The organism is Paenibacillus terrisolis (assembly GCF_056171975.1).
The window spans coordinates 14,671-40,035 of record NZ_JBKFGG010000047.1 but is presented as its reverse complement, the minus strand read 5'-3'; the positions used below and the strand labels follow the sequence as shown (position 1 = coordinate 40,035).

The 25,365-nt window shown below is 50.8% G+C and carries 22 protein-coding genes and 1 riboswitch; of the genes, 3 read left to right on the top strand and 19 right to left on the bottom strand.

Going from position 1 to position 25,365, the window contains the following annotated elements; all coding sequences use genetic code 11:
* Window positions 1-41: 41 nt before the first annotated feature.
* The 14 genes from aroF to mqnC all read right to left on the bottom strand — a co-directional run bounded on the left by aroF (window position 42) and on the right by mqnC (window position 16,190).
* Entirely contained in the window at window positions 42-1,085 is a 1,044-nt protein-coding gene (gene aroF, locus ACI48K_RS24120) for a 3-deoxy-7-phosphoheptulonate synthase (RefSeq protein ID WP_475030190.1), read from the bottom strand.
* Window positions 1,086-1,321: 236 nt separating this feature from the next.
* Window positions 1,322-2,044 (bottom strand): CAP domain-containing protein, encoded by a 723-nt coding sequence (locus tag ACI48K_RS24115; RefSeq protein ID WP_475030189.1) that lies wholly within the window; start codon window positions 2,042-2,044, stop codon window positions 1,322-1,324.
* Window positions 2,045-2,288: 244 nt separating this feature from the next.
* Window positions 2,289-3,242 carry a 4-hydroxy-3-methylbut-2-enyl diphosphate reductase gene (locus ACI48K_RS24110; RefSeq protein ID WP_475030188.1) on the bottom strand — a complete coding sequence of 318 codons (954 nt, stop codon included), beginning with the start codon at window positions 3,240-3,242 and terminating at the stop codon, window positions 2,289-2,291.
* A gap of 78 nt (window positions 3,243-3,320) precedes the next feature.
* Window positions 3,321-4,784: a sensor histidine kinase gene (locus ACI48K_RS24105; RefSeq protein WP_475030187.1), complete on the bottom strand. Its 1,464-nt coding sequence runs from the start codon at window positions 4,782-4,784 to the stop codon at window positions 3,321-3,323.
* Window position 4,785: 1 nt separating this feature from the next.
* Window positions 4,786-5,475: a response regulator transcription factor gene (locus ACI48K_RS24100; RefSeq protein ID WP_475030186.1), complete on the bottom strand. Its 690-nt coding sequence runs from the start codon at window positions 5,473-5,475 to the stop codon at window positions 4,786-4,788.
* Window positions 5,476-5,646: 171 nt separating this feature from the next.
* Entirely contained in the window at window positions 5,647-7,272 is a 1,626-nt protein-coding gene (locus tag ACI48K_RS24095; RefSeq protein WP_475030185.1) for a S1C family serine protease, read from the bottom strand.
* A 182-nt stretch (window positions 7,273-7,454) separates the two neighbouring features.
* Window positions 7,455-8,093, bottom strand: a complete 639-nt coding sequence (locus ACI48K_RS24090; RefSeq protein ID WP_475030200.1) for a response regulator — start codon at window positions 8,091-8,093, stop codon at window positions 7,455-7,457.
* Between the two features lie 13 nt (window positions 8,094-8,106).
* Window positions 8,107-9,159, bottom strand: a complete 1,053-nt coding sequence (locus ACI48K_RS24085) for a sensor histidine kinase (RefSeq protein WP_475030184.1) — start codon at window positions 9,157-9,159, stop codon at window positions 8,107-8,109.
* Between the two features lie 3 nt (window positions 9,160-9,162).
* Window positions 9,163-10,104 (bottom strand): cell wall-active antibiotics response protein LiaF, encoded by a 942-nt coding sequence (gene liaF, locus ACI48K_RS24080; RefSeq protein ID WP_475030183.1) that lies wholly within the window; start codon window positions 10,102-10,104, stop codon window positions 9,163-9,165.
* Between the two features lie 185 nt (window positions 10,105-10,289).
* A complete protein-coding gene (locus tag ACI48K_RS24075; RefSeq protein WP_475030182.1) occupies window positions 10,290-10,445 on the bottom strand; it encodes a hypothetical protein in 156 nt (51 codons plus the stop codon).
* A gap of 116 nt (window positions 10,446-10,561) precedes the next feature.
* Window positions 10,562-11,242 carry a 3D domain-containing protein gene (locus ACI48K_RS24070; protein WP_475030181.1) on the bottom strand — a complete coding sequence of 227 codons (681 nt, stop codon included), beginning with the start codon at window positions 11,240-11,242 and terminating at the stop codon, window positions 10,562-10,564.
* Window positions 11,243-11,305: 63 nt separating this feature from the next.
* Window positions 11,306-13,243, bottom strand: coding sequence for a threonine--tRNA ligase (thrS, locus tag ACI48K_RS24065; protein WP_475030180.1), 1,938 nt, complete (start codon window positions 13,241-13,243; stop codon window positions 11,306-11,308).
* A 395-nt stretch (window positions 13,244-13,638) separates the two neighbouring features.
* Window positions 13,639-14,541 (bottom strand): putative sporulation protein YtxC, encoded by a 903-nt coding sequence (locus ACI48K_RS24060; protein WP_475030179.1) that lies wholly within the window; start codon window positions 14,539-14,541, stop codon window positions 13,639-13,641.
* 512 nt (window positions 14,542-15,053) lie between these two features.
* The gene (gene mqnC, locus ACI48K_RS24055; RefSeq protein ID WP_475030178.1) at window positions 15,054-16,190 is read right to left on the bottom strand and encodes a cyclic dehypoxanthinyl futalosine synthase; all 1,137 of its coding nucleotides are present in this window, start codon (window positions 16,188-16,190) and stop codon (window positions 15,054-15,056) included.
* A gap of 518 nt (window positions 16,191-16,708) precedes the next feature.
* Here mqnC and ACI48K_RS24050 point away from each other — a divergent pair.
* Entirely contained in the window at window positions 16,709-17,119 is a 411-nt protein-coding gene (locus ACI48K_RS24050; protein ID WP_475030177.1) for a VOC family protein, read from the top strand.
* Window positions 17,120-17,441: 322 nt separating this feature from the next.
* Here ACI48K_RS24050 and ACI48K_RS24045 read toward each other — a convergent pair whose 3' ends face one another.
* Genes ACI48K_RS24045 through metA form a run of 3 tightly spaced genes read right to left on the bottom strand, consistent with a single transcriptional unit; the run spans window position 17,442 to window position 20,786 of the window.
* Window positions 17,442-18,635: a trans-sulfuration enzyme family protein gene (locus ACI48K_RS24045; protein WP_475030176.1), complete on the bottom strand. Its 1,194-nt coding sequence runs from the start codon at window positions 18,633-18,635 to the stop codon at window positions 17,442-17,444.
* Complete coding sequence (locus ACI48K_RS24040) at window positions 18,628-19,815, bottom strand: aminotransferase class I/II-fold pyridoxal phosphate-dependent enzyme (RefSeq protein ID WP_475030175.1); 1,188 nt, start codon at window positions 19,813-19,815, stop codon at window positions 18,628-18,630. The genes ACI48K_RS24045 and ACI48K_RS24040 overlap by 8 nt, the downstream gene beginning before the upstream one ends.
* Window positions 19,816-19,850: 35 nt before the next feature.
* Window positions 19,851-20,786 (bottom strand): homoserine O-acetyltransferase MetA, encoded by a 936-nt coding sequence (metA, locus tag ACI48K_RS24035; protein ID WP_475030174.1) that lies wholly within the window; start codon window positions 20,784-20,786, stop codon window positions 19,851-19,853.
* A gap of 119 nt (window positions 20,787-20,905) precedes the next feature.
* Window positions 20,906-21,034: riboswitch (SAM riboswitch) on the bottom strand.
* Window positions 21,035-21,493: 459 nt separating this feature from the next.
* On the opposite strand from metA, the gene corA reads away from it, so the two are divergent.
* Window positions 21,494-22,429, top strand: coding sequence for a magnesium/cobalt transporter CorA (gene corA / locus ACI48K_RS24030; RefSeq protein ID WP_475030173.1), 936 nt, complete (start codon window positions 21,494-21,496; stop codon window positions 22,427-22,429).
* Window positions 22,430-23,100: 671 nt separating this feature from the next.
* Here corA and ACI48K_RS24025 read toward each other — a convergent pair.
* Window positions 23,101-24,105, bottom strand: a complete 1,005-nt coding sequence (locus ACI48K_RS24025) for an HRDC domain-containing protein (RefSeq protein ID WP_475030172.1) — start codon at window positions 24,103-24,105, stop codon at window positions 23,101-23,103.
* Window positions 24,106-24,383: 278 nt separating this feature from the next.
* Between ACI48K_RS24025 and ACI48K_RS24020 the strand changes: the two genes are divergently transcribed.
* Window positions 24,384-24,692 carry a DUF3055 domain-containing protein gene (locus ACI48K_RS24020; RefSeq protein WP_475030171.1) on the top strand — a complete coding sequence of 103 codons (309 nt, stop codon included), beginning with the start codon at window positions 24,384-24,386 and terminating at the stop codon, window positions 24,690-24,692.
* 27 nt (window positions 24,693-24,719) lie between these two features.
* On the opposite strand, the gene modB is transcribed toward ACI48K_RS24020, so the two are convergent.
* Window positions 24,720-25,364 carry a molybdate ABC transporter permease subunit gene (modB, locus tag ACI48K_RS24015; RefSeq protein WP_475030170.1) on the bottom strand — a complete coding sequence of 215 codons (645 nt, stop codon included), beginning with the start codon at window positions 25,362-25,364 and terminating at the stop codon, window positions 24,720-24,722.
* Window position 25,365: the final 1 nt, after the last annotated feature.

The window sequence follows — 25,365 nt, the reverse complement described above, 5'->3', positions numbered from 1 at the left end:
CGGAAATCTGTGTCCAAATAGCGACTTTTATCCAGTAGGAATTAACGCTGCAGCGCAGCTTTCGGCGTATCGAAACGTTTCCCGACAAGCGGAGCCAGCTTCTCCAAGTCTTGGAGCAACGCGGCAAATTGATCCGGGAACAGCGACTGAACGCCGTCGCCCGTCATGGAATTGTCGGGATCGGTATGCATTTCGATGATAAGTCCGTCCGCTCCGGCCGCCACCGATGCCTTGGTCATTGGCTCGACCAATTCGCGCCGTCCTGTGCCATGGCTCGGGTCCGAGATAACGGGCAAATGGCTGAGGTTCTGAAGTACGGGAATCGCCGACAAATCGAGCGTGTTCCGCGTGTACGTCTCGAACGTGCGAATGCCTCTTTCGCAGAGCATGACGTTCGGGTTGCCGCCGGCAAGAATGTATTCCGCCGCGTTCAGGAACTCGTCGTAAGTCGCGCTGAATCCGCGTTTCAGCAGCACCGGCTTTTTGATCGTACCCAGCTTGCGCAAGAGATCGAAGTTTTGCATATTGCGCGTGCCGACCTGCAAAATATCCGCGTATTCGGCGCAGACATCCACGTACTCCGGCGTCATGACTTCCGTAATCGTCAGCAGGCCGTGCTTCTTGCCGGCTTCGGCCATCATGACAAGACCTTCGACGCCGATGCCCTGGAAGCTGTACGGGCCTGTACGGGGTTTAAACGCTCCGCCGCGCAGCACTTGGCCACCGGCAGCCTTAACCAGCCTTGCGATCTCGTCGATTTGCTCCGGGGACTCCACGGCGCAGGGACCGCCCATGACGACCAACTCTCCGCCGCCGATTTTGACATCGCCGACCGTAATAACCGTGTCCTCCGGGTGGAAATCGCGGCTGGCCAGCTTATACGATTTCGAAATTTTGATGACATTTTCGACGCCCTTCATTTGACGAAGATGCTCGGCGAGCTTCGGTTCGATATTCCCGATCAAACCGATTACCGTGTGGTCCTTTCCGCGGGATACATGGGTTTGAACGCCTTCTTTTTCAATTACGGCGATAATCTCCTGAACTCGTTCCTCAGGGGTGTGGTTAGAAGTAATAACGATCATTTTTATTCATCCTCTCATCTTTAACGGGTAAATGCTCCCGGCTGTTCAGATCCATTGTTATTTACTATTTCACTTGAACGCTTGTTCGCTTCTACGCTTTTAACCGATAAAGTAACTATATATTAAAACCGGGCTTACGTCAAGCCTAACTTATGTAATGTCTCATTCAAATCAGCCGCAAAATCAAACAAGGCCGCCCATAGGGCAGCCTCATTTTGTCTATGCTAAGCTCGCGGTTATCTTCCGACGAATTCCTGAGCCCAATAGCCGTTGTAATAACCGACACCGATCAGGGTGTAATTGGCATTCAATATATTCGCCCGATGACCTTCGCTGTTCATCCATGCGGTGACGACTTCTTGCGGAGTCTTTTGTCCCATCGCGATGTTTTCGCCTGCATAGCCGTATTTAATGCCGAATTTCGTCATCATATCAAACGGCGATCCATAGGTCGGTGAATTATGATCGAAGTAATTGTTTTGGCTCATGTCCTGGGCTTTGGCAAGCGCCATATTGTTCAGCGCGGAATCGCCAGTCAGCGGCTTGAGTCCTTGCTTAGCGCGTTCCTGGTTGACCAAAGTGATCACCTGGGTAGCAAACTGAGATTTGTCGGCAGCCGTATTGCCGGTACTTGGTTTAGCCGGTGTTGTAGTGCCGGTTTGCGGCTTGGCCGGTTGCGTTGGAGCTGGTTGCGGTTTGGCTGGTTGAGTCGGAACGGGTTGCGGTTTAACGATGGTTCCGCCCGTCGTTCCCGGATAAGTGATCTGAATCGGTTGCTGCGTAAAATACGTATTCCAAGGAATCGTATAATAGATCGTATTCCAGGAGGTCGTATAAGTTTTATATGTTGTCGTTGTATAAGACGCTGCTGAAGCCGATGCCGGCAAGACAAGAGCTGCAGCCAGAATGGCAGTAATTCCGCCGGTGATCAAGCGTTTTTTCATTCGAGGTGTGTTCATCTTGTCATCTCCTAGTTAGTAGTTTTAAATAGTTACAACAAGGTAACAAAACTGTAATCTTTATATTTGGAGTATAACATGAATCCGTTAAAAACGTGACCCCGCAAAAGTTGGAAATGCGAGAAAACCGCGCCACAAAAAGAAACCGCCCTATTCACGGTATCCTTTCGGCCGTTTCAAGAGCGGTTTCTCTTATTTAAGTTCATAGATTTAGTTGTAACTTTTATAGCTCGCGAACCTCGTTCTAAGCGTTTTTCGGTTCCGCTTTAACCTGCGGCAGCAGTTTTTTCATATTAACCGTACGGACAATCTCCCACGTGGCCGGATTTTCCGGGTCGTACTGCTCCAAGTAGGCGATAACTTCCTTCGTAATCGGCGTAGGCGTCGAAGCGCCCGATGTCACGGCCACTTTTCCGATACCCTGCAGCCATTCGCGCTTCAACTCCGTCACGTCGGCGATCCGGTATGCCTTGACGCCCGCAATCTCCTCGGAGACCTGGGCCAGCCGGCTGGAGTTGTTGCTGCGGGGATCCCCCACAACGATGACCAAATCCGCCTGGCTCGCCTGCTCGGCTACAGCCTCCTGACGCATTTGGGTTGCAAGGCAAATCTCGTTATGCACCTCGGCGCTTGGATATTTCTCAAGCAGTTTTTTCATAATATGCTTGATGTCCCATTGGCTCATTGTGGTTTGGTTGGTGATCACGATCTTGTCGGCATTCACCTTGAGATCGCCGATTTCTTCTTCTTTCTCGATCAAATGAACCTTGCCCGGAGCGACGCCAAGCGCGCCTTCCGGCTCAGGATGGCCCTTTTTGCCGATGTAGATAACCTCATAACCCTCCGCTGTTTTCTCACGGATAAGCACATGGGTCTTCGTCACGTCCGGGCAGGTCGCGTCAACTGTCGTAAGCCCCTTATCCCGGGCGATTTTCCGCACCTCGGGCGATACGCCGTGAGCGGTAAAAATCACGGTTCCGCTCTCGACCTGCTGCAAAATCTCCAGCCGATTCGCACCATCCAGCGTAATAATGCCTTCATCCTCGAAGGAATTCGTGACATGACTGTTATGGACAATCATGCCCAATATATAGATCGGCCGCGGCAAATCCAGGTTTTTGGCGGCCTGTCTGGCAAGCACCATCGCATCCACCACACCGTAGCAGTAGCCCCGCGGCGAGATTTTGATCACTTCCATGGTTTTATCCCTGCTTTCTCTTCTCCCATGTACTGTAATGCATTAGGGAAGCCAATTTGGAACAACTTCTATTATAGCTTATTCCGGCAGGGCGTTAAAGACAGCGGGAAGCCAGATAAGAAACGTAGTGCCTTCTCCCAGCTTGGTCATCACTTCCACGGATCCGCCGTGCTCGTCGATGATCCATTTGGCGATGGAAAGCCCAAGCCCGGTGCCCGGCTTCACGCCGCGGGAAAGATCGGCCCGGTAGAAGCGGTCGAATATATGCGGAACCTCACTGCGATCCATCCCGATCCCCGTGTCGGCAATACGAATCCCGATTTGTCCTCCGACCCGGATGGCATCGATCGTTACGCTGCCTTGATCCGTGTATTTGAAGGCATTTTCAATGAAAATAAACAACATTTGCTGCAAATAATCCTTGCTCCCCGTAACACAGGCATTTTGAAGCGCCGTCATATCACCCTGAACCCACTCTGCCTTGCGCGGAAGGAATTGAGCGCGCCGAATGACTTCCTCAACCACCGGCTGCAGCATGACCGGTTCCATAACGATCGTTTGGCCTGCGTCGGCCCGGGCCAAAGACAACATATCGTTCACCAGCCGGCTCATCCGCTCCGACTCGTCGGCAATGTCGTTCACCGCTTCGAGCGAGAACGTCCGCAGTTGACCCTCGCCAAGGTTTTTGGCCGCTTCCCCTTCCGCTTCCGGAATCCACATTTTTTTCAGCAAATCGATGTTGCCCCGAATCGTAGTGAGTGGAGTTCTAAGCTCATGCGAAGCGTCCGATACGAAACGCCGCTGGGTGGAATAAGCTTCATCCAGCCCTTTATAGAAGCCTTCCGTCCTTTCCAGCATGCTGTTGACGGTGCCGATCAATTGTCCGATCTCATCGTTCGGACCGTCATAATCAATGCGCACGCTAAGATCGTTCTCCGTTTGAATGCCGTTGGCCGCTTCGATGACTTTGCCGATCGGCGCTATAGATTTGCGGGCCAGGAATAAGCCGAGCGAACTGGCAACGATAATCGTGAACACGGAGCCGAACAGCAAAACCGTTTTCATTTGATTCATCAGACGGTCTTCAGCCCCGGTATATGCCGCAAGCTGGAGGAGTCCAACCAGCTGCCCTTCAATTGCGACTGGCGCTTGATACATTAAGAAATTATTGCCGCTTAACTTGATCGATTGAAATCCATTCGTTTTCTCCACTGACTTGATGTCCGGAATCGGAAACTCCATTTTCCGGTCCAGCAGGTTTTGCGAATAACGGGTGTGATTGTTCGTGTAATTATGAATCTGCACGAATAACTGCGCGTCCTCCAGCCGATCCGCCTGTGCGGAATCGAGATACAAATCGAGCCCTTGCTGAAGCGTATAACTTTGCAAAGCGTTGATTCGAACCGCTTGATCTTTCAGACGATGCTTAACTTCCTCAAACGTATTGTACCGGACAAGCCCGTAAATCGATGCGCTGAACAAAATCAAGGTGATGGCCAAAATCCCCGTATACCATACGGTTAGCCGCAGTCTGATCGACATGTTAGGCGTCTCCCCTCAGGATATAACCTGCGCCGCGAATCGTTTGGATGACACGCTTGCCGCCGCGATCTTCCGTTTTCTGCCGGAGCATGGCGATATATACCTCAAGCACATTGGACTCGCCGCTGTAATCATAGCCCCAGATTTTATCCATAATCAGGTCGCGGGTCAAGAGACGTTTCGGATTCTGCATAAACAAGTGAAGCAGCTCGAATTCCTTGGCGGTGAGCTCCACGCGTTCCCCCGACCGCAGCACTTCCCGCGATTCGAGATCCATTACAATATCCTCATAAATTAGCCGCTGGTTTTCCGCTTCCCCAGCCGATTCCTTGCGCCGCAAAAGCGCCCGTACCCGGGCCAGTAATTCCTCGAGGGCAAAGGGTTTCACTAGATAATCGTCGGCTCCCGTATCCAGCCCCTTGACGCGGTTCTCAACTTCGTCTTTGGCCGTCAGCATCAGCACCGGCACGGTGCTGCCGCCTTCACGCAGCCTGCGGCAGACCTCAAAGCCGTCAATCTTGGGCATCATGACGTCCAGGATAATGAGATCCGGATCGGCACTCATAATCATGGACAAGCCTTCCGCGCCGTTATGCGCCGTAAATACGTCATATCCTTCAAAAGCCAGGCCGCGCCGCAGCATGGATGTAATTTTCTCATCATCATCAATGACTAATATTCCCGATCTCACAGGAACCTCTCCTTTAATCAACCGAATCAATCTTTCTTACGGAACATTTCTCACTCTTGCCAAAATATTATCTTTATTGTACCAAAGAAGAGGCTTCTTTCGTCATTATATACAAAAGAGGCGACAGGCTTAAGTCCCTGTCGCCTCTCCTTCAACGGGGCGAAGCTCTGGTTATTGCTGAAGATCGCTGAAGTCGTTCTTGTCGCCGATGGTCACTTTCAGATCGATGTTCTTGTTGTCGCGCACCACATTCAAGGTCACCTGAGTGCCCACTTTTTGTTTTTGGATGAACTCGATCAATTTCTCCTTCGTCGCATATTTCGTGCCGTTGGCACCTACGATGATATCGTATGGACGAAGATCGGCGTTATAGGCCGGGGATTTGAAGACGATATCGGAAACGATGGATCCTTCCGTAATGGTCGTACCCATTTGTTTGGCTACTTCCTCGGTCATGGTCATCAGCGTTGCTCCGATGAAAGGCACCGGTTTTTGCGGAATTTTTTCGTTGTTTTTCAGTTTGTCGAGCACATCGCTAATCGTGCTGGTCGGAATTGCAAAGCCGATGCCTTGGGAATCCGCGCTGACGGCCACGTTGATGCCGATGACTTCGCCGTTCAGGTTAAGCAGCGGACCGCCGGAGTTCCCGGGGTTGATCGAAGCGTCGGTTTGCAGCAAGTGTTCGTATTGACGGTCTTTTTCGCCGTTTTCCCCTGGAATCGTGATGCCGCGTTCCTTGGCGCTGAGCACCCCTGCCGTTACGGTATGGTCAAAACCTTGCGGGTTCCCGATTGCCACGAGCCATTGGCCAACTTCCGCATTATCGGAATTGCCAAGCGGGATCGAAGGAAAATTATTGCTGCCTTCGATTTTCAGCACGGCCAAATCCAAATCATAGCTTGTGCCGAGCACTTTGGCTTCATATGGTTTATCCGTCCCTTGCACGGTGACTTGAACGACGTCGGCGTCATGGACCACGTGTTCATTGGTCAGGATATAGCCGGTTTTGTCAAAAATAAATCCAGATCCAAGGCCCGTAGGCACCAGCTGACCCGAATTCGGGGAGCTTTGGTTGCCGCTATTCCCGCCATTTCCACCGTTTCCGCCGCCAATACCACCGTCGCCAAAGAAGTAATTATAGAAAGGATCGTCGCTGAAAGGACTGTTGCTGCCGCCATTGCTTTGCTGCTTGCTGGAGTTCACCAGCGTTTCGATTTTGACCACCGCGGGACCGGCCTGCTTGACAACGTTAGTAACGTCTCCATCGTTCGTGATAGGATACAAGGCAGGTGAAGCTTTGGAAGCCGAACCGCTATCACCGCTCGAATTGCCGGAAGCCGAACCCGAAACTGCCACCGATGCTTGATCCGGCGTAAACAGGTTCGCGCGATCCGCGAATACCATGGCTCCGGTCACGATCAGCATCCCGGCGAGAACACCGGCAATCACCGATTTGAAGGATGATTTCTTCGGTTTGCTGTACTGCCAATTACCGCCGTTTCTTGCGACCGGAACGTTCCGGTTGTCTCCGTTCGATCCGAATGTTTCGTTTGCCGCAGGACGAACATCGTACGAAGAAGGGATCGGTCTCACCGGCTCAGGTCTCGTAATTTCCACTTCTTCCGGCTCCCGGCGTTCATAAGTATTTTCACTTGCGGGTTCCTCGTTATTTTTGCCGTAGGATTGAAAAGGTCCGTAAGAATAATAGTATGAAGAGCCTGTCTCCGGAGATTGCTCGGGTCTTTCGCCGCCGTTTTCCCCAAAATTTTGGCCTGGTTTGTTTTTTTGATCGTCCATTATGTTTACCCTCCTTCCCCTGTTTGCTTCAGGGGTACTTGTTTGCTTGATCCTATTGTGTACTACGAACCTTAAACAAACATTAAAAACAATTAAAAAGGAGATAAAACTGGAAAACTATCATTAATATAGACCAAAACTAAGATAAATATAAATAGGAGCGGTTTTTCTATCAAAAAAAATCAGGAACGGGATACCCAGCCCTGACGATGAGCGTAAATTGCCAATTGCGTGCGGTCTTCCAGCTCGCATTTCATCAGCAGGTTGCTGACATGGGTTTTGACGGTCTTGATGCTGATATGCAGTTCTTCGCCGATTTCCTTATTGCTCTTTCCTTCGGCAATCAGCAGGAGAACTTCTTTCTCGCGCTCCGTCATTCCCGAATCATGGGCTTGCGCCGTCCGCTGCCGCAAACCGCGGGTTAAAGCCTGGGCCACGTCTCCGGTCATGACCGGCATGCCGCGGTAAGCTCCCTGCAGCGCATAGATCAGTTCTTCCGCCGATACCGTTTTCAGCACGTAGCTGACGGCTCCCGCTTCAACGGCTTGAACGACAAGATCGTCTTCCAGGAAGCTCGTCAAAATAACGATCTTCAGTCCCGGGTGCCGGCTTAACACCGCCTTGGTCGCTTCGGCGCCGTTCATGACGGGCATCATCAAATCCATTAGAATCAGATCCGGAAAGCCTCCGGGCATTTCCCCGTCCAGCATTTTGACCGCCGCCTGGCCGTCCGAAGCTTCCGCCACGACCTCAAAGCTGGGGTCGAGCATCAAATATGTTTTAAGTCCCATGCGCACCATGTCGTGATCGTCAACAATCATCACCTTGATCTTGTTATCCAACCGACTCACCCTCTTTTTTATCCTCGAACTTCGGAATATGTACCCGAATGGTTGTCCCGGCACCCGGCTTACTGATGATTTCAACTTGGCCTCCGAGCTTTTCCGCCCGTTCCCGCATCGTGGTCAACCCGTACGAGCCCTGTTTCTGCACCGTATTGCTGAATCCTTGTCCATCATCGCTGATGCTGAGCACGACCTGCCGCGGGCCTTCGCGGAGCGAAAGGCTGACCATCTGCGCTCCGGCATGCTTGACGATATTCGCCATTGCCTCCTGAATAATCAGGAACAACTGATGTTCCTTTGCTTCCGACAGGTCTCCCTGCAAATCAAGATCCTTGATTCCTTTTAACCCGTTTTGCCGGCAGTAATCCGGGAACCATTGATCCAGCCCTTCGGCCAGCGTTTTGTTCACCAGTTCCATCGGACGCAGCTGCGCGATGAGCGCCCGCATTTGCTTCTGCGCGGTGTTGGACATAAGGATGAGCTGATCCAGAACGATTTTAGCCTGGGCTTCATTCATTTCCAGGACCTTGGGCAGCGAAGAGGCCGCCATATGGATCGCAAACAACTGCTGACTCACCGTATCATGCAAATCGCGGGCAAGCCGCCGCCGCTCTTCAAGCACCGCCTTTTCCGACGCCTGCTCCTTTTCTATAACCTCCTGCTCGCCAAGCTGCTGCAGCAGCTGCATTTTCTTCTCGACCGCATCCGTCATATTGTTGAATTCCCGATAAAGACCGGCAAAGGTCTGATCAACGGTATCCGGCATGCGCACCGCCAAATTGCCCTTGGCCACCTGAAGCATATTTAAATGCAGCAAATCGATTTTACCCTGAATCCGGCGCCCGGCGATGTATCCAATGATCAGCGTTAAAATGACGACACCCGCGATATCGACAAACCAAATCCGGGGATCATGATCTTTCACCACGATAACCCCGGAATTGACTCCGATATATAGGGCAACCGCCGCCAAACTGCCCGTAAGCAGAAAATAGAGGAGAAGCTCCCATTTGGTGTTTTTTAAGATTCGCTGCACATTCATTTATCAACCCACCATATTCACTTTCACGTCGCCAATAAAGACGCTGACAACAAGCTTGACTCTCTTGCTCGCCTCGTTGTAGTAAGGAGTCTGAGCTTCAACATTGCTCATGAATCCTCCCTGCTGCTGCGTAAGCACCTTCAAGTCTCCGATAAAAGCGCTGGAAGAAGCGATAATGCCGACATCCATATCGTTCGGAACGAACACTTTGACGTCGCCGATAAAGGCAGATACATTAATCTTTGTTTCTCCGTAAGGAATCTGCGCTTTGGTCAAGTCAATGATGGTATCGCCGATAAAGTGGGAAATATTCATGGGATGCAGTTGAAAATAATCCTGCCCTACATGAACGTCGCCGATAAACCCCGCTTTATTGACGACTTCAGGTTTAAGTTCGTTCATATTTCCCGAATTGTAGCCTGAACCCGCATACTTATTGGAGTTAGGTTTTCCTTCCGATTGAGGGCCTTTCTTCTCCATCGAGCCGAAAATCGAATCCAGCGGGGACTCCATTTCGGGATGATACATCGGCGGAACCGGAGGTTCCATCGGCGGGCGAGGAGGAGGCGGTGGCGGAGGAGGCGGGAAATCGTTCATGTCCCTATGATGGTTTCTGGGCTTAAACAGAACGCAAAGCCCTCCGACGATGAGCATGACCGGAATGAAATATTTAAAAAACTCTCCCGGTGACAGCCAGATCATATCCAGGTTCCTTCCCTGGAAGTAAACGCCGACCAGGATTAATACGAGCCCCCAGATAAAGCCCGACCGATGCCCGTTCGCCAGATTGGCAAGGCCCCCAAAAATCAATAATACGGGCCAATAGGTCGAAAACAAATATCCGATGCTGACGTCGGTAATTCCCAACTGATTCAGCAGGAACAAGGCGCCGATGCCGATCAGCAGCAACCCTCCAAAAAATCTTCCCCAGATTCCGTGTCGCATTAGGTTAACCTCCACCCTTGAAAATTGACATAAGCTTTATTAATGCCAGTGTACAGCATCCTGCCATTCCCCAACAGCGGCGCGAGATGGAACCTTGTCTCCGTCTCGAGACCGAGGCGTATTCCAAATCATGGAAAAACTAAAAGAGCACCCGGTCTTCGGGCGCTCGCTAGGTTTCAAGAGAACTATTTTTGATTTTGAGTACTTACGCTCGTCGTTGCATTACGAGAAGCTTTCGCTTTCTGTGCAATCGTTGCGTTGTTTTCTTCGGCAAATTCGGCGCTATACTTCTCGTTTGGCGTTTTGAAGCCAGGAGAAGCCGCCTTTTTTTGGTTTGGCATGGATTTCACCTCCCTTTCGCATAACGCAAGGCATACATGGTATGCCGGCGTGATCGCATCACCCGTGATCACATCGCTTATTATGCGAATCGGCAAGGGAAAATATTCGAGAATTGTCAGACCGCCTTGTCCCAGAATTTCTCGGGAATATCTTTGCTGACTGCCATCGCTTTGCCCAGCTCGCGAATCATAGATTCCGTCAGCTTGCCGCTGCCTTTTCGAATAACCTGGACTTCAACTTCCTTTTTGCCCCACTCTTTGTACACCTGCTTTGTCGTTTTAAAATACAGGTCGATTTTTCTGCCTTTGATCGCCGAGCCTTTGTCCGCGACAATCCCATACCCGTAACCCGGAATGTACAGAATGGTGCCGATCGGAAACACCTTCAGATCGGCCGCGATCGTTGATACCGTATTTTTATCGCGGCGAACCTTAACACCGGAATACGTAATGCCATATTGCGGATGACTTGGCTTTTTACCCGTTGATTCATACCCCGCCGTGTATCCGGTAGCCATGACCTTCACGGTTTGCACCGGCTTGATCTTGCGTTCCGGCACCGTCGTTTTTTGAACCGGTGCCTTGAACGAATGGTTATATTGCGTAACGGCAAGCTTGGCTTTATCCAATTCGAATTGGGATTCAAGCCGGCTCGTCATATCTTGTGATTGCTGTTGTTTAACCAGGGCCTGGCCTGATTTCGCAAGAATCGTGTTGTCCGCAACCATCGACAAAATCAGAATCGCAGCGAGAACACAACTTGTACTGATTCTTTTCCATATAAAAATTTGGCGCATGAGAAAACCTCCCCCTTATTCCGAAGGTTTTCCACATACGCCAAATATTATACATCCCTTATATTAGATTGTATGGTTCCGAATTTCGTTTACGAGCAGGTCGGTCACTTCATTCAGCGGTTTTGCGCCGAGATCGCCCTCGCCGCGTTTGCGAACCGAAACCGTGCCGCTGCTTTGCTCGCTTTCCCCTACAACGAACATGTACGGCAGTTTTTCGAGCTGCGCTTCACGAATTTTATAACCGAGCTTTTCGTTGCGCAGATCGCTTTCCGCGCGAATACCGGCGGCCCGAAGCTTTTCCTCGACCTCGCGAGCGTATCCGTCGAAATTGCCGGAGACCGGTATAACCTTGGCTTGAACCGGGGATAGCCACAGCGGCAAATTGCCGGCGAAGTTTTCGAGCAGGAAGGCGGCGAAACGTTCCATAGTCCCGAGAATGCCGCGGTGCAACACGACCGGACGGTGTTTGGCGCCATCGTCGCCAACGTATTCCAGCTCAAAACGTTCCGGAAGAAGGAAATCGATCTGTACGGTCGACAGCGTTTCTTCCCGGCCCAATGCCGTCTTGATTTGAACGTCCAATTTAGGCCCGTAGAAAGCTGCTTCGCCTTCGGCTTCGAAGAACGGAAGACCCGCTTCTTCCACAACTTCTCGCAGCATCCGCTGCGCGGTATTCCACATCTCGTCGTTTTGGAAATATTTCTCCGTATCCTGAGGATCGCGATAGGAAAGACGGAAGCGGTATTCCTTGATCCCGAAATCATTATAGACCTGCTTGATCAAATCAAGCACGCGGGTAAACTCGCTTTTAATTTGATCCAGACGGCAGAAAATATGAGCGTCATTCAATGTCATCGACCGAACGCGATGCAGACCCGTCAATGCTCCCGACATTTCGTAACGGTGCTGCATGCCAAGTTCCGCGATCCGGATCGGCAAATCCCGGTAGCTTCTCATATCGCTCTTGTAAACCATCATATGGTGCGGGCAGTTCATCGGACGAAGCACGAATTCTTCGTTATCGATTTCCATTTTCGGGAACATGTCTTCCTGGTAATGCTCCCAGTGTCCTGAAGTTTTGTATAAATCCACATTCCCCAGAACCGGAGTATAAACATGCTGATAACCGAGGCGCTCTTCGATATCGACGATATACCGCTCCAGCGTCCGGCGCATCGTCGCACCCTTAGGAAGCCAGATCGGAAGACCTTGGCCCACCAAATTGTTGAACGTAAAAATGTTCAGTTCTTTGCCAAGTTTGCGGTGATCCCGTTTTTTAGCCTCTTCCAGCAAACGCAAGTGCTCATCCAGATCGGCTTTTTTATTGAAAGTCGTCCCGTAAATGCGCTGCAGCATTTTGTTATTGCTGTTGCCGCGCCAGTAAGCACCCGCTACGTTAAGCAGTTTAAAAACTTTGATTTTGCCGGTGGAAGGCACATGCGGCCCGCGGCACAAATCGAAGAATTCTCCTTGATCATAGATAGACAGCACGCTGTCTTCCGGCAGATCGCGAATCAACTCCAGCTTATACGGATCTCCGAGTTCCGTGAAGATCGCAATCGCTTCATCGCGGCTGACTTCGCGGCGGGTAATCGGCAGATTTTCACCGATGATGCGTTCCATTTCTTTTTCGATCTTTTGCAAATCCTCCGGATTCAGCGGATGCTCCAAATCCATGTCATAATAAAAGCCGTCCTCGATTACCGGACCGATGCCCAGCTTGACTTCCTTGTTGCCAAACAGCCGTTTGACCGCTTGAGCCATCAAATGGGCGCTGCTGTGACGCATGACTTCCAGACCGTCTTTGGAATCCCCCGTGATGATTTCCACGACCGCGCCATCTTTCAGCACGGTATTCAAATCCACGGCCACCCCATTGATTTTCCCTGCAAGCGCGTTTTTACGCAGACCGCTGCTGATGGATGCGGCCACATCCTCCAAAGTGCTTCCTTCCGCGTATTCCCGGACCGAACCGTCCGGCAACGAAATAGATACTGCCACCGTCTTTTCCTCCCTTTTGGAAATATGTTTGGTCACCGGAGGCGGACAAAATAAAAAGCCCGTCCCGGAAAGGGACGAGCGTTATATACCCGTGGTTCCACCCTCATTCGGCTGCCCTCAAGCGGTGTGGCATGAGGCAAGCCCTTAATTCGGCATTAGGTAACGGCAATGAACCGGCTATCCTTAATACCAGCAACATCCTGGGTTCGGGAAAGCAGCTACAAAGGGGTAAACCAAAAACCGAAACCGAAGGGAATTTCAGCCAACGTTCCCTCTCTCTGCACGGATCGACGTCTTTTGGTTCATGTCTTTGTCGACGCTTTTGACTTGAGTGTAATTATAATGCTATCGCAAATGATCGTCAAGAATTTGGTTCGCCCGACTTTTCAAGCTCCTTAGGTCCCTTGGTCAAGATGCCGCGCGCCTTGATGAAACGGCTGGCAGTGGGGACAATGCAGACAAAGCTCCACCCGATCGCCGAATATGCGGCGGATGGTCGTAATGACCTGAGCTTCGGGATCCCGGGTGTGGATCAAAATCCGGTCCGGAGAGAGCGAAATCAGCGTACTGACGATCACGTCTTCCATCTCCATCTCCTGATCCGCGATCCTCGCGATCACCCCGCCGGGAGGCGTAACATGAATCCTGGAAAACTGCTCGTTCAAGACGGCGAACTCATTTCCTTGCTTATGCATTAAATGGACAAGCGGCGTTAGCGGCTCCTGAAAATAAACAAAGGATTGCAGGAGTCCGATAAATTCCTCATACTGTCTATCCAGCAGATACTCATCCATGGCGTAATCAACCGTTTCGCGCAGCCTTGCCTCGTATTCCTTCAGGCGGAAAGCGATAAATCCGTCCAATTGTAGAAAGGAATCGGTCCGCAAATAATTCGTCAGCGTTTCATTCACTTGATGAACCCGGACTTCTTTCGGTTCCCGGCTGTTCTCAGGCGTTTCAAGAAGACGAAGACATATCTCTTTGACCTCCCGCATTTCCTCATCGGAAGCCAGATCATATTCCCGTTCAAGAATTCGGGTTACGATCTCTTCTTCTTTGTAATCCACGATGTAACGGGCTAGTCCGAGCGACAAACGAAGCAGTTGTAATTCCTGTTCCTCCTGCTCTTCCCGCGCTTCCACATGAATTTCCGCATCGCTGCCTCCATCCGAAGCCTGAACCAGGCTCATCCGGACACGATCATTATGTAAATCAGACATGGCATCCCGAATGCATGTTGTAAGCCGGTCTCCTGATTCTGCAGCATCCATTTTGACGCGAATGGTAAAAAGATCCATGAACCTGGCCCCCTTCCGCTTCCTTCTCCAAGTATATGGCGGGAAGGAAACGGATATACGGGAACGATCCATGGAATGAAAGGCAGGATTTCCATTATTGCGCTGGCTTGTTATTCTGGTTCGCTACAACCTGATATCGGTTCGGACCAAATAGTCCGCATGATTCCAGTCGTAGTCTTGATATTCTTACGCCTCACAGGCAGTTTCGGAGTCATGCTTTACAAGGTTTGAATCGTAATATTGGGGGAGCAGGCAAGGAATTGTTGTATTTCGTACAACAAATTGAAGCAGGAAGCCAGCAAAATAGTAAAGATATTGTATTTCATGCAACATTATTGGCCCCTAGCGACCATTTCAGGCCGATAAGCTCCATTGTGTTGCACTTTATATGCAACAAAATGGACGGCAAGCCAGCCACATGGTTATAATTTTGCACAATATGCAACAATCTCTACGGTATAAGTCAGTTGAGTAAGTCTACATTCACATTAGTTATGTTTAAATTGCACTGCTTAATTCTGCATGATGAAATCGCGTTCGATAGTGCTCTTCTCGTCAAATACGCGCAAAATATCATATTTCGTATTGCGCTGGGCCGGGATTTTTCCGGCGGAACGAATAATGGAAAGAATCGACTCGATATTGACTTTATGCGTGGCGCCGGCCGATGACACTACGTTCTCCTCGATCATCGTGCTGCCGAAGTCGTTGCAGCCATATTGCAGGGATAATCTGCCGACCTCCGGTCCCATCGTAACCCACGAAGACTGCAGGTTTTTGATATTATCCAAAACGATCCGGCTGATCGCTACGGTTTTCAAATAGGATTCAGGCGTTTGTCTTTCCTGCTTCAGATTCGTATTATCCGGCTGGAACGTCCATGGGATAAAGGCCAGGAAGCCCTCGGACGGATAGCCGTTTTCCAGACATTCGTCCTGCGCGTCACGCACCCGCATCAAATGGAGGGCACGTTCCTCCATCGATTCGCCGAAGCCGATAACCATGGTGGCCGTCGTGTTCATGCCGATTTTATGCGCCGTTTGCATGACGTCCATCCAGTCGCGCCAGGAGCCTTTAAGACGGCTGATTTTACTGCGCGTCCGGTCATCCAAAATTTCCGCGCCGCCGCCCGGTAGCGAATCAAGACCCGCCGCGTGAATTTGGCGAACCACTTCCTCCAGTGAAAGGCCATCCGAAACTTCTTTCATTTTCATGATTTCCGCAGGAGAGAACGAGTGCATCGTAATGTCCGGGAAACGTTCTTTAATGCCTTTGAGCAGATCAATATAATAGCTGAACGGCAAATTCGGATTCGTCCCGCCCTGCATCAAAATTTCCGTCCCGTCAACATCTATCGTTTCCTGAATTTTCTGAAAAATCGCTTCGTCCGGCAGGACATATCCTTCCTCCGAGCCGGGACGACGATAAAAGGCGCAAAACCGGCAATACACGTCGCAGACATTGGTGTAATTAATGTTGCGGCCGATGACAAAAGTCGTAATCGGCTCCGGGTGCTTCCGCTCCATCAGAATGTTGGCGGCATGGCCCATTTTCTCCACTTCATCCGACTCAAACAGCGTAACGGTTTCTTCAACATTCAGGCGCCCGCCCTGGAGCGCCTTGTCTAATATATGATCGATCGCAGACATTCCTCTGCCTCCTTAAACCTATAAATGATGAAATCCATAATTACTGAAAATTTAAGATGATAGACCAATCGTAACACAATCATAGGGAGAAAAACAGCACCCGGTCTTAAGGCGCGGTGATATAAGAATACAAACACGGATACAGTTATTGTAAACTTTATCCATGTTTGTTAGCATAAAAAATAGAATAGCAAGCATAGGAAGTGTGGCTACACATCCGAATAATACCTTTTGGAAACTTCCCAAGCCCTTATTCTTATTTCAATGTTGTGGCCACAAATTATCGGTAAGCAAAAGGACTAAAAGGTGAAATGAATTATCCTAAGCGTCTACTCGACACGGGAGACAGTTAGAGCAGTATGCGCAATCATGGAGCCACAAAGGCCGTGCAGGCTAGGCGAGGGCAGGCTTACGCAGTACGCGCAGGAAACCCCGACGCCCGAAGAGGTTATAGAGGACATCGCTCTATGGATAAGAACGCACCAATAAACATTGCGACATAGAGGAGATGGATGACATTGATCGGACGAGATGTAAGGGTGGGCGCGTGCCTATACGCCGACGACATGGACAGTATGGTTCGATTCTACAGAGATACATTGGGCTTTCATACTCAATGGAATGGCGGGGATTTTGCGGAGTTTGAGACGGCAAGCGGCGCGCTATCCTTGTTCATGTACAGCAGGAAAGCCTTCGCGCAGGCAATTGGGGAGAGCTACGTCCCTCCAAAGGGAATCAATCAAACGTTTGAAATTGCCCTCTGGTTACCCTGCTTTGCCGATGTAGATGCGGAATATGAGCAACTATCGAAGTTGGGCGTGCGATTTCCGACTGGAGAACCCATAACCTATCCCTTCGGCATCCGCAACTTTTATGTCGCCGACCCGGAGGGTAACCTGCTTGAAATCGGCAGCATGAGCGAAGTATAGCTTGGAAGTTCGAGCCATCACAAAGGCTCCATGTTTACGCATTCTATTCTAAATAATGCGAGTATTCGGCGTGGTCAGCTTTTCAAGCATTACTGTTAATTAAACATAAAACGGTGAGATTAAAACCCTCACCGTTTTATGTTTTTTATCTCACCGCCGCTTATGATCGCGTGCTTGCTTAATAAGGCGAATATGGAGCAAAAGCTCCCAAATGAGTACGTGAACTCTTACAGAAGATACCTTTTTCCTTCTCGATGCCCAACTAAGCTGTAAACCTCCTCCCATCCTTCACGAAGGGGGGATGCGATGAGCATGGGGCAGGTCAGCTGTGCTTGAGAGCTTGATCCAGATCGGCGATCAGATCCCCGATGTCCTCAAGGCCGACAGAGAAGCGTAGTAACCCGTCCGTAATGCCTCGTTCTTGCCGGACTTCGGCAGGCATGGAGGCATGGGACATCATCGCCGGATAGGAAAGGATGCTCTCGACCGCGCCGAGGCTGACGGCGACGAGCGGCAGCTTTACCGCGCTAAGCAGACGCTTTGCCCGCTCGCCGGAACCGGCGTCGAACGAGACGACCGCTCCGTATCCGGTCGATTGCTTCTCTTGAATCTCTCGTCCGGGATGATCCGGCAGGCCCGGATAATAGACCGCGGCAATATCGCTTCGCCCGCTCAGCCAGTCCGCCAATTTCCGCGCGCTGATCTCGCTGTGGGCCATCCGCGCGCCGAGCGTTTTCATGCCTCGCATCAAGAGCCAGGAATCTTGCACGCCAAGGACGCTGCCGAGGCCGTTTTGCAAAAATTTCAGCTGCCGTCCGAGTGATTCGGTTCGGGCAACGGTCAGGCCAGCAATCACATCGCTGTGCCCGCCGAGAAATTTGGTTGCACTGTGAACGACGATGTCGACGCCAAGCTCAATCGGCCGCTGATAATACGGAGTCATAAACGTATTGTCCACAATGCTGAGCAGATCGTTTTCCCGTGCCCAAGCCGCAATCTCCGAGATATCGGTAATTTTCAGCGTCGGGTTCGACGGCGTTTCCATAAATACCGCTTTGGTATTGGACTTAACTGCGGCCTTTACTTCTTCGATGTTCGTCATGTCCACAAAGGTCGTTTCAATTCTCATCCGGCTTAAAATATTCGTCAGCAGCCGGTACGTGCCCCCGTAAACATCCTCGGTCACGATAACGTGATCCCCTGCCGAAAGCAGCATAAACGTTGTGGAAATCGCCGCCATTCCGCTCGGAAACGCAAATCCTCGCACGCCTCCTTCAAGCAGCGCGATATAATCCTCCAGCGCCTGGCGCGTCGGGTTGCCGGAACGGCTGTAATCGTATTGCGGCGGATTGAAAATATCGTGATGGTGGAACGTAGATGCCTGGTACAGCGGAACGCTGGACGCCCCCGTCGCGCTGTCCACCTCATTCCCAAAATGAATCAATTTGGTCTCGAATTTCTTCTCGTTGCGACTTGAATCAGCCTCATGCCGGCTTTGATTTGTAGCCTCACTCATGACCTTGTCCCCCTTCCACTTCCGCTTTCGCCGCTTCCAATGCCTGAGCCAAATCCGCAATCAGATCATCATGGTGCTCGATCCCTACCGAGAATCGCAGCAGGCGATCATCGACTCCAACCGCCTCGCGGATCTCCGCTGGTATGTCAGCGTGAGTCTGCACCGCCGGATAGGTCATCAGCGACTCCACCCCGCCTAAGCTTTCCGCAAAAGCGATCAGCTTCAAATGACGGAGAATCGGCTCTACATACCGCGCGTCGGTCACTTTGAACGAGAAAATCCCCGTGTTTCCGCTCGATTGTTTATTTTGAATCTCATAACCCGGATGTTCCGACAGCGCAGGATAAAAGACCTCGGCCACCTGCGGATGCTCCCTCAGATATTCCGCGATCTTCAGCGCATTGCTCTGATGGCGCTCCATGCGCAGGGCCAGCGTTTTCATTCCGCGCATAAGCTGGTAGCTGTCCGTTGGCCCCAGCACCGCTCCGATCGAATTATGCAAAATGCCGACTTCGGCGGAAAGCTCCGAGCCTTTGGTTACGATCAGGCCGGCCAGCACGTCGTTATGTCCGCCCAGATACTTGGTCGCGCTATGTACGACGATGTCCGCTCCAAGCTCAAGGGGCCGCTGAAAATACGGGGTTAGCAGCGTGTTGTCCACAATCGTGAGGAGTCCGTGCTTACGGGCCCACCTGGATACCGCCTCAATATCCGTGATCATCATCAAAGGGTTGGTTGGCGTTTCTATAATGACCGCTTTGGTATTTGGTTTACGCACGTTTTCCAAAGCGTCGAGATCGTTCGTATCCACATACGAAGCCGTAACGCCGTATTTGGACAAAATCCGTTCGATCAAACGGTAAGTTCCGCCGTATAAATCCAAAGAAACGATGAGATGGTCGCCCTGCGAAAACAGGGTGAATACCGTCTGCAAGGCAGCCATCCCGGAGCTACAGGCAAACCCTGCATCCCCCGATTCCAAAGCCGCGGCCGCATCTTCCAGCACTTTCCGGGTCGGGCTTTTCGTCCGGGCGTAGTCGAAACCGGTACTTTTGCCAAGCTGTGGATGCCGAAAAGCGGTAGCCTGATAAATCGGGTAGTTAACCGCTCCGGTCACCGGTTCTTCCACGGATCCGATTTGCGCCAAAATACTTTCAATGTGCCATTTTTTCTCCGCCACCTTATATCCCTCCAATGGATATCTTCAATTGATGATTAGATTTCGTATACAAACTCTGCCAGTTGATCGATGTCATACGGCGTTTCTTGATACACATAGTAATTGAGCCAATTGGAAAATAATAAGTTTGCGTGCCCGCGCCAGGTCGACAATGGCTTCCGGGACGGGTCGTCGTTCGGGAAGTAGTTGACCGGCAGATCGATGTCCAGTCCTTTTGACACGTCGCGGTCGTATTCCCATTTCAAAGAAAACGGATCATATTCGGAATGGCCGGTGACGAATATCTGTTTGCCGTCATTCGTCGCTACGAGGTAAACGCCGGCTTGCTCGGACTCCGCCAGGATTTGCAGCTCCGGCACCTTTTCAATGTCCTCGCGAACGATGTCGGTATGGCGGGAATGCGGGACTTGAAACACTTCGTCGAAGCCGCGAACCAGTTTTACATGCGGATTGTTCACGGTATGAGAAAATACGCCGAAGCATTTTTGAGCCAGCGGGATCTTGCGGACGCCATAGTGATAATACAAACCTGCTTGGGAAGCCCAACAAATATGCATCGTCGATGTCACATGCGTTTTGCTCCATTTGAAGATATCCTTAAGCTCTTCCCAGTAATTCACGTCTTCAAAATCCAATTGTTCCACGGGAGCCCCCGTGACAATCATGCCGTCAAAGCGGAGATCCCTGATTTCATCGAAGGTTTTATAAAACATCTCCAGGTGCTCGGCTGATGTATTTTTGGAGGTGTGGGAAATGGGATGAAGCAGGACAATTTCGAGCTGCAGCGCCGTATTTCCGAGCAGCCGCAAAATTTGCGTTTCCGTCGTCTCCTTGGTAGGCATCAGATTAAGAATAGCGATCCGCAAAGGACGGATATCCTGGTGATAGGCTCTACTCTCATCCATTACGAAAATATTCTCATTCGTCAGGATTTCTTTGGCCGGCAAATGATCCGGAACTTTAATCGGCATAAATTCTTCACTCCTTTGACGGTAATAAGCAATCCTATCGCTTGAAAAGAAGCCCTGAAAATCAAGAAAGACCTTTCTCGGTATGGAGAAAGGTCATCATAAATTTCCTGTATGCGCCTCTCTCATCTGTCAGAAAGCATGAAGCCGCTTAGGCTTTACGTTTCTGCAAGAATTAGCACCGCTGCGATTAAAAATCGCCGGTTGCCGGGTTTCATCGGGCTAGTCCCTCCACCTGCTCTTGATAAGATTTCGCTTTATTCGGTTGTTTTTTAAATCAGTAAGCCGAAATGCCTCGCGGCTCTTAAAATCACTTTAATGGATGATACCCATTTCCGTCAAGAACTTAGGATAAAAATCACATTTTCTTTTGCACCATGAAAGTTCGTCTTTACATATGATACTTTTGGGTTGAAACATTTCAGCTTGCAGCGTTATACTAGACAAGTGTTTTAAAGACCCATCCCAAAAGAGGTGAAACCGAGAATGGAAGGCGACCCGAGTCCGCAGTGCTTGACCCTGGCAAGACAATCGCATAGGAAAACGATCAGCAGGGAGCTCGCGGCAAGTCACGGGCACTTTCGTTTCCCGGTGTTTTAAATAAACGCCTTATTTTGGCGTCACCGAAAAACAGCTGATCTCTTTCCTGTGCTCCAACCAAAGAGCATACCCGGCTTATCCTAAGGTCCGGGGAAAGGGAGGGAAGGCTTATGAAAATTCGTCACGTGCAAGAAGGCGTATTCACACCGGTTGAGGATCTGGAGCTGACGACGGTTGCCCCGGAGGAGGGCTTCTATTGGATCGACGCGGACGTGGACGATTTGGCCCTGCTGCAGCCGATCTTCCAGCTGCATGATCTGGCTGTGGAGGACTGCCTGACCGAAGAGGAACAGCGTCCGAAAATCGAAACGTATGACAACCACTATTTCATTGTAGTTAACAGCATTCGCTATGACGACGAAGAAATTTTCCTCCGGTCGCTGAATATTTTTCTCGGCCGGCATTATATCATCACCGTTACGAAGCAAAAAATTAACGAGTTGCGCGCCGTAAAGCCCATTCTGTGGGAACAGGAAGTCAGCGAACCCGACCGGTTTTTGTACCTGCTGATCGACCTTGTGGTCGACAACTACTTCAGCGTCGGCGACCGGATCGAAGCGAAAATCGAGAAGCTTGAGGAGGATATCCTCATTCATACCAAACGTTCGCATCTGGGCGAAATCATTGGCCTCCGAAGCGAAATTCTGTGGCTGAAAAAGGTGCTCGGCCCGCAAAAAGAAGTCATCAACATTTTAAACAAAAAGGATTTGCGTTTGATCGACGATCAACTGCAAAAATACTTTAGCGATATTTACGAAAACGCCGTTAAGATTTCCGAAAACTTTGACACGTTCCGCGAACTCGTCGGCAACTTACGAGAAGCTTATCAGTCGGCAATCGCCAACCGGGCCAACGAAATCATGCGCGTGTTTACCGCTATCACAACGATATTTATTCCGCTTACGTTGATTACCGGACTGTATGGCATGAATTTCGACAATATGCCGGAGCTTCATACGAAATATGGTTATTTCGTTGTTTTGGGCATTATGATCGCGCTGGGCGCCGGCATGTTTTATCTGTTCCGCAAGCGGGATTGGATATGAAGGAAAAAGTGCGTTGAAGCGTTTGGCAATTCCGAGAAATACTTGAGCCTTCGATCGCTGTTGCCATCCAATTGTATGATTTATTAACACCAAGAGGGGTTACAATTGGATGGCAAAGGCGAACGCTATCGCTTCTGCGGCTTCAAATTTTCTCTCCATTGCCTGCTTCTCCGTACTTTTTGGGAAGGTAAGTAAACACCGACGCGGATTGAAATTCCGCGTCGGCTTTTTGATTATGAGCGAAAACTGCATAATTGCAGTTTTTTTGGCTCCCGAAGACTCATGAGCAGCAAAACCTGCAATGGTACAGTTTTTGGGACCGATATAGAGCCATTTGGAGTGAATCCCTTTGAAATAACTGCATTTTTGCAGTTATTCATTCAAGCAGCGTTAAGTTCCATGGAAAACATGCACTTTTGCAGTTATTTAACATTTAAGGTGATGATTCGACATCGCTGGAGAGCAGCCGGACTGACGCCGCATGTGGTCGACCGATTGGCTGTCCTGCAACGAAACACTGCGTGCGGTGCAGAAAAGGATACCGCCGCTCCCCCCATCCCAACACGCAGCGGGGAAGAACATAACTTTGCGGGCAATTGCTTCATGGCACCCGACCCTTATCATCTGAAAAGGCGGGCCAGAAGATTATCCTCTGGCCCGCCTTTTTGGGGTTACCCCGCTTGCTGCACGCTTTCACGGTGCCGGCGATAACGAATGCGAATGAGGCGAAGCCGTTCATACAGCAGGTCGAGAGTGCCGCCGCTCTCGGCTTCGTCACCGTAGACCCGCTGAAGCACGGGCTTAAGCAAAGTATCGCCTAACTCTTCGTATGCCTCCCAAACCGCGGATTGCTCGCCTTCCGGCATTTCTTCGAGCTCGGAATCAAGCAGTCCGTCAACATTGTAGCCTTCTTTCTCCAACTGCTCGAGCAGTTCCACCGCTTCGCGGCGTTCAATACCGGCTTTGGTGCAAATGTCAGCCACCTTCAAGCCCTCCGCAAGCGATTCAAGCACAGCCCGGCGGGCGCTGTATCGCTCCATTTCGTTGCGGTATTTGACTTCCTTCTGCTTGTACAGCCAGGAGCGGAACGTTTCCTCGTCAATTTCGCGCTCCACCCAATCCAGCGGGAAGCTGCCGGTTCTTTCGGCCGCTTTCGTGATTTCAAGCAGTTCGGCTCCGTATTCCTTCGCTTTGTTCTCTCCCACCCCCGGAAGCTCAAGCAGTTCCTCCACCGTCTGGGGCAGAAAAACACTGATCAGACGCAATAAGCGATTGGTGCCGATGAGATAAGGGGCTTTTCGTTCAGCCGATGCCTTTTTCCTGCGCCAAGCGCTCAGCTCCGTATATACCGGCTCGTTCTCATGAAGCTCGCTGTAGCAAATGAGCCTCTGAGCGGTCATCCCTCTGCCGCGAAGAGCCTCCTTCTCGTCCCAGATCCCTTCGATGACCGGCCGAAAGCCTTCCCCCAGCTTCACGGCAAGGCGGTGACGATATATGTGGAGCATCTCCGACCAGGAAGCGCCCTCATACCAGACATGCTCTTCCTCCCCTTCTCCGGTTGATTCATTCCAGCCCATACGCCAGACACCTTCTTCTTCTCCGATCCAGACTTGAGCGTCTTTCATCATCGCATCGTCGTCCTTTTTCTCCAAACTGTTCAAAAATACTACTCTCATGCCCTATTCGCCTCCTCTTTGCTTCAGTTACGAGTGAAAGATCAACGCCGCAAGACGCAAAAAAACACCTCTCCTGCCTAATAGCAAGAGAGGTGCTTCCTCCAGACGTATACTGTTACTCCTTATCATACCATATTTACCGAATCTGTCAATAAGAGTAAGCATAATTGCGGTATGCCGCTGCATGACGAGGGCGTTCGATCGATCATTTTCCCGTTCCCCCCCGTTTTCCGGTTATAATGGCATTAAGAGATTCAAATTTTAAGGGGGACTTATTCATGAATGATCTGCATTCCCATGTTGAGCTGGACTTCTTATCCGACAGCACGGAAAGCACCTCTACCCGTTTTGTGACCTTCATCGGCGGCTCGCTGAAACGGTTTGATTTGGCCGTGACCACGACAAACCGATTTTACGGTAAAAAGCTCGTTACCGATTTGCAAAGCGGCAAAACCGCCATCCTTGGAACGGATGATTTGGAGGAAGAGGGTTACCTCGAGCATATCTACAGCCTCAGTGAGGATGAGGCGGCGGAAATGCGCGTTTTTTTGGTTCAGGTCGTCGGAGAAGCTTACTTTACCGATTAATAGTTTCAATTTTTCCGGGGGCCGCCATTATTCCGTCTTAGGCCCGAAAAAAGCGAGCAAACCAAAGGAGATCAGCACCATCAGCCCCGCCCAAATCCAGGCAATTCTCACCTCGCCGGATTCTACCGCCATATAAATGGCAGTGGGAAGGGTTTGGGTTTTGCCCGGGATATTGCCTGCCAGCATCAGCGTTGCGCCGAATTCGCCCAGGGCCCTTGTGAACCCAAGCACTAAAGCGGTAAAAAGCGAGCGTTTGGCCAGCGGAACGGTTACCCAGATCAGGAGCTGCCATTCGGAAGCCCCCAGCGACCGCCCGGCGGCTTGCAAATCCCGGTCGATCGAAGCAAAGCCGGTTTTTGCCGATTGATAGGCGAGCGGGAAAGCGACGACCGCGGCGGCCAACACCGCGGCTCCCCACGTGAATACGATGGGAAAGCCGGAAACAAGCTCAAACAGCTTGCCAACGATGCTGCGCCGTCCGAAGATCATCAGCAAAACAAAGCCGACAACCGTCGGAGGCAGCACCATAGGAAGCATAAACAGTGTTTCAACCAGCAGTTTGCCGCGAAATCTTTTGCCCGTTAATTTCCAGGCTGCAAAACCGGCAATGACGAAGGCGATGATTCCCGAGAAGAAAGCAACCTTAAGCGACAACGCCACCGGCTGCCACATT

Bases quoted from the DNA above. Each gene is read 5' to 3' on its own strand.
- aroF (WP_475030190.1), bottom strand. From the start codon at position 1,085: ATGATCGTTATTACTTCTAACCACACCCCTGAGGAACGAGTTCAGGAG.
- ACI48K_RS24115 (WP_475030189.1), bottom strand. From the start codon at position 2,044: ATGAACACACCTCGAATGAAAAAACGCTTGATCACCGGCGGAATTACT.
- ACI48K_RS24110 (WP_475030188.1), bottom strand. From the start codon at position 3,242: ATGGAAGTGATCAAAATCTCGCCGCGGGGCTACTGCTACGGTGTGGTG.
- ACI48K_RS24105 (WP_475030187.1), bottom strand. From the start codon at position 4,784: ATGTCGATCAGACTGCGGCTAACCGTATGGTATACGGGGATTTTGGCC.
- ACI48K_RS24095 (WP_475030185.1), bottom strand. From the start codon at position 7,272: ATGGACGATCAAAAAAACAAACCAGGCCAAAATTTTGGGGAAAACGGC.
- ACI48K_RS24090 (WP_475030200.1), bottom strand. From the start codon at position 8,093: ATGATTGTTGACGATCACGACATGGTGCGCATGGGACTTAAAACATAT.
- ACI48K_RS24085 (WP_475030184.1), bottom strand. From the start codon at position 9,159: ATGAATGTGCAGCGAATCTTAAAAAACACCAAATGGGAGCTTCTCCTC.
- liaF (WP_475030183.1), bottom strand. From the start codon at position 10,104: ATGCGACACGGAATCTGGGGAAGATTTTTTGGAGGGTTGCTGCTGATC.
- ACI48K_RS24075 (WP_475030182.1), bottom strand. From the start codon at position 10,445: ATGCCAAACCAAAAAAAGGCGGCTTCTCCTGGCTTCAAAACGCCAAAC.
- ACI48K_RS24070 (WP_475030181.1), bottom strand. From the start codon at position 11,242: ATGCGCCAAATTTTTATATGGAAAAGAATCAGTACAAGTTGTGTTCTC.
- ACI48K_RS24060 (WP_475030179.1), bottom strand. From the start codon at position 14,541: ATGGATCTTTTTACCATTCGCGTCAAAATGGATGCTGCAGAATCAGGA.
- mqnC (WP_475030178.1), bottom strand. From the start codon at position 16,190: ATGTCTGCGATCGATCATATATTAGACAAGGCGCTCCAGGGCGGGCGC.
- ACI48K_RS24045 (WP_475030176.1), bottom strand. From the start codon at position 18,635: ATGAGTGAGGCTACAAATCAAAGCCGGCATGAGGCTGATTCAAGTCGC.
- metA (WP_475030174.1), bottom strand. From the start codon at position 20,786: ATGCCGATTAAAGTTCCGGATCATTTGCCGGCCAAAGAAATCCTGACG.
- corA (WP_475030173.1), top strand. From the start codon at position 21,494: ATGAAAATTCGTCACGTGCAAGAAGGCGTATTCACACCGGTTGAGGAT.
- ACI48K_RS24025 (WP_475030172.1), bottom strand. From the start codon at position 24,105: ATGAGAGTAGTATTTTTGAACAGTTTGGAGAAAAAGGACGACGATGCG.
- ACI48K_RS24020 (WP_475030171.1), top strand. From the start codon at position 24,384: ATGAATGATCTGCATTCCCATGTTGAGCTGGACTTCTTATCCGACAGC.
- modB (WP_475030170.1), bottom strand. From the start codon at position 25,364: ATGTGGCAGCCGGTGGCGTTGTCGCTTAAGGTTGCTTTCTTCTCGGGA.